Source organism: Mesorhizobium sp. M7A.F.Ca.CA.002.09.1.1, assembly GCF_003998555.1.
GTDB lineage: Bacteria > Pseudomonadota > Alphaproteobacteria > Rhizobiales > Rhizobiaceae > Mesorhizobium > Mesorhizobium ciceri.
In genome coordinates, this window is record NZ_RZRR01000792.1 from 1 (window position 1) to 2,612 (window position 2,612).

Annotated in this window: 3 protein-coding genes and 1 pseudogene; all 4 read right to left on the minus strand. The window is 62.1% G+C overall.

Going from position 1 to position 2,612, the window contains the following annotated elements; translation table 11 throughout:
* A pseudogene (locus EN994_RS26305) lies at nt 1-1,452 on the minus strand (conjugal transfer protein TrbE); the annotation flags it as partial.
* Nucleotides 1,446-1,718, minus strand: a complete 273-nt coding sequence (locus tag EN994_RS26310; RefSeq protein ID WP_024502852.1) for a VirB3 family type IV secretion system protein — start codon at nt 1,716-1,718, stop codon at nt 1,446-1,448. The gene EN994_RS26310 and the pseudogene EN994_RS26305, both read right to left, overlap by 7 nt.
* Nucleotides 1,718-2,026, minus strand: coding sequence for a TrbC/VirB2 family protein (locus EN994_RS26315; RefSeq protein ID WP_024502851.1), 309 nt, complete (start codon nt 2,024-2,026; stop codon nt 1,718-1,720). The genes EN994_RS26310 and EN994_RS26315 overlap by 1 nt, the downstream gene beginning before the upstream one ends.
* Before the next feature lie 12 nt (nt 2,027-2,038).
* A partial coding sequence (locus EN994_RS26320; protein ID WP_164746205.1) for an ATPase, T2SS/T4P/T4SS family occupies nt 2,039-2,612 on the minus strand: 574 nt, incomplete at its 5' end.

Consider the following 2,612-nt stretch of genomic DNA (forward strand, 5'->3'; position numbering starts at 1 on the left):
GTCGAAGAGATAAACCTGGGCGCCGGCGTAGCGCCTGAACTGCAGAGCAATCAGAGCAAGCAGAACCGACTTGCCGGCGCCGGTCGGACCAACAACCAGCATGTGGCCGACATCTTCGACGTGGGTGGAAAGCCGAAACGGTGTCGACCCACTGGTCTCGGCAACGAAAAGCGGTGGCGCTTCGGTTTGGGTGACTTTCGCGAGATGCTCGTTTGTCGCAGGACCGGCCCAAACCGACGACAGCGGCATGAGATGGGCAAGGTTCAATGTATGAACGAGCGGTTGGCGAACGTTAGCGTAGACATGGCCAGGCAATGAGCCGAGCCAAGCCTCGACCGCATTGACGCCTTCTCGGATCGTGGTGAAGCCGAGCCCATTGATGATGCGCTCGACCGCGCGAAGCTTCTCTGCAGCGGCTTGGCGATCCTCGCCCCACACCGTCACGGTGGTGGTGAGATAGCCGAAACTCACATGATCACCGCCCAATGCCTGAAGGGCTTCGTCGGCATCGAGCGCCTTGTTGTCGGCATCGCTATCGACAAGCGGGACCGGCTCGTTGGTAATGACCTCGCGTAGGATTGCCACGATCGATTTGCGCTTGGCAAACCACTGCCGGCGCAATCGCGTCAGCGTCTTCGTGGCTTCCGTTTTCTCGAGCGGAATGAAGCGCGTCATCCAGCGATAGGCGAAATCCTGATGATTGAGGGTATCGAGGATTCCGGGCCGGGTGAGGTTCGGAAAGCCGAGGATGGTCAGTGTGCGAAGATGCTGCTCACCCAGCATCGGCTCCAGGCCACCGGTAAGCGGCGCATCGACCAGGATTGCATCCAGATATATCGGCGTTTCCGGGGCCATGATAGGATGGCGACGAGGCGAAATCGTGCCGTGGAGGTAGGTCAACGTCTGAGCATCATCGAGGACGCGTACTTCGGACATGAAACCCGAGAAGAGATCGAGCACGCGGTTGGTCTCGTCACGGAACCTCGCCAGATCCTGGCGCCAGTCTCTTTCTCCTCGGGAATAATGAGAGTCGACGAGCGTGCTTTCTGCGCGCGCCTGGGCGTCCGGCGGTGGCATAAACACCAAGGTCAGATGATAGCGGCTCTCGTAGTGCGCTACCTTCCCCTCGAAAGCAGCGCGGCGTTCTTCGTCGACCAGCCACGACGCGGCGTCAGGAAAATGCGAGTTCGGATAGCCCAGCGCTTCTGTGCGCTCGGCCTCAAAGAACAATGCCCAGCCAGAGCCAAGGCGTCTGAGAGCATTGTTCGCCCGGGCGCAAATGCCGACGAGTTCAGCCTCCGTCGCACTTTCGAGATCCGGGCCGCGGAACCGCAACGTCCGCTGAAAGCTGCCGTCCTTGTTGAGCACGATGCCGGGCGCCACCAAGGCAGCCCAGGGTAGATGGTCGGCAAGCCGGTCGGCTTTGCTTCGATATTCCGAAAGGTTCAGCATGCAAGCCACCCCTTCAGACGTAGGTGGCGCACAAGCACGCTGGCGAAGTCCGGATCGCGTCTTGCGGCAAACACCGCTAACGAGTGGCCTGCGATCCAAAGCACCAGACCAGCAATCCATTGCTGCAAGCCGAAGCCAATGGCCGCGGCCACTGTACCGTTGAGGATCGCCACCGCGCGCGGAGCCCCGCCGAGCAGGATCGGCTCGGTCAGCGCCCGGTGGACCGGTACTGCGAAGCCCTCGATATGCTGCTCCCCGGCGGCCATCAGACGAGCGCCCCACCACCGAAGGAGAAGAAGGAGAGGAAGAAGCTCGATGCCGCGAAGGCGATCGACAGACCGAAGACGATCTGAATCAGGCGCCGAAAACCACCGGCGGTGTCGCCGAAGGCAAGCGTCAGGCCGGTGGTGATAATGATGATCACCGCAACGATCTTGGCGACCGGTCCCTGCACGGACTCCAGGATCTGCTGCAGCGGCTGCTCCCACGGCATGCCGGAGCCGGCGGCATAAACCGGGGCCGTGATAAGAAACGCGAGCGCTGTGGACGAAAGAAAGCGAAGCTTCTTGCGCATGAGGAAGGCCTTTCAAAGCTGCTGGAGTTGCGAAAGCGTGAGCGGGGCAACGGCGTAATCGCCGCTGCCGTCGAGACCGGTGACCTCGGCGATTGCGTCGATGTGGCGCGACGAGCCGCGTCCCGCTATGAAGACGATCAGATCTATCGCCTCAGCGATGAGCCGGCGGGGAACGGTGACCACCGCTTCCTGGGCGAGTTGCTCAATGCGATAGAGAGCCGAGCGCGCGGAATTGGCGTGTACGGTAGCGATGCCGCCTGGGTGCCCGGTGTTCCATGCCTTCAGCATGTCGAGCGCTTCCGCGCCCCTCACCTCGCCCACGATGATGCGGTCCGGCCTGAGCCTCAGCGTCGAGCGCACGAGATCGGCAAGGGTGACCGAGCCCCGCCTTGTTCTCAGGGCAACGCAGTCCCTGGCCGCGCACTGCAGTTCGCGTGTGTCCTCGATCAGGATCACCCGATCGTCGCATTCGGCGACTTCAGCCAGCAGAGCGTTGGCGAGTGTTGTCTTCCCCGAGGAAGTGCCGCCGGCGATCAGCATGTTGCGCCGCTCGCGGACGGCCTTTTTCAGCGCATCGGCCTGCAGC

Bases quoted from the DNA above. Each gene is read 5' to 3' on its own strand.
- EN994_RS26310 (WP_024502852.1), bottom strand. From the start codon at position 1,718: ATGGCCGCCGGGGAGCAGCATATCGAGGGCTTCGCAGTACCGGTCCAC.
- EN994_RS26315 (WP_024502851.1), bottom strand. From the start codon at position 2,026: ATGCGCAAGAAGCTTCGCTTTCTTTCGTCCACAGCGCTCGCGTTTCTT.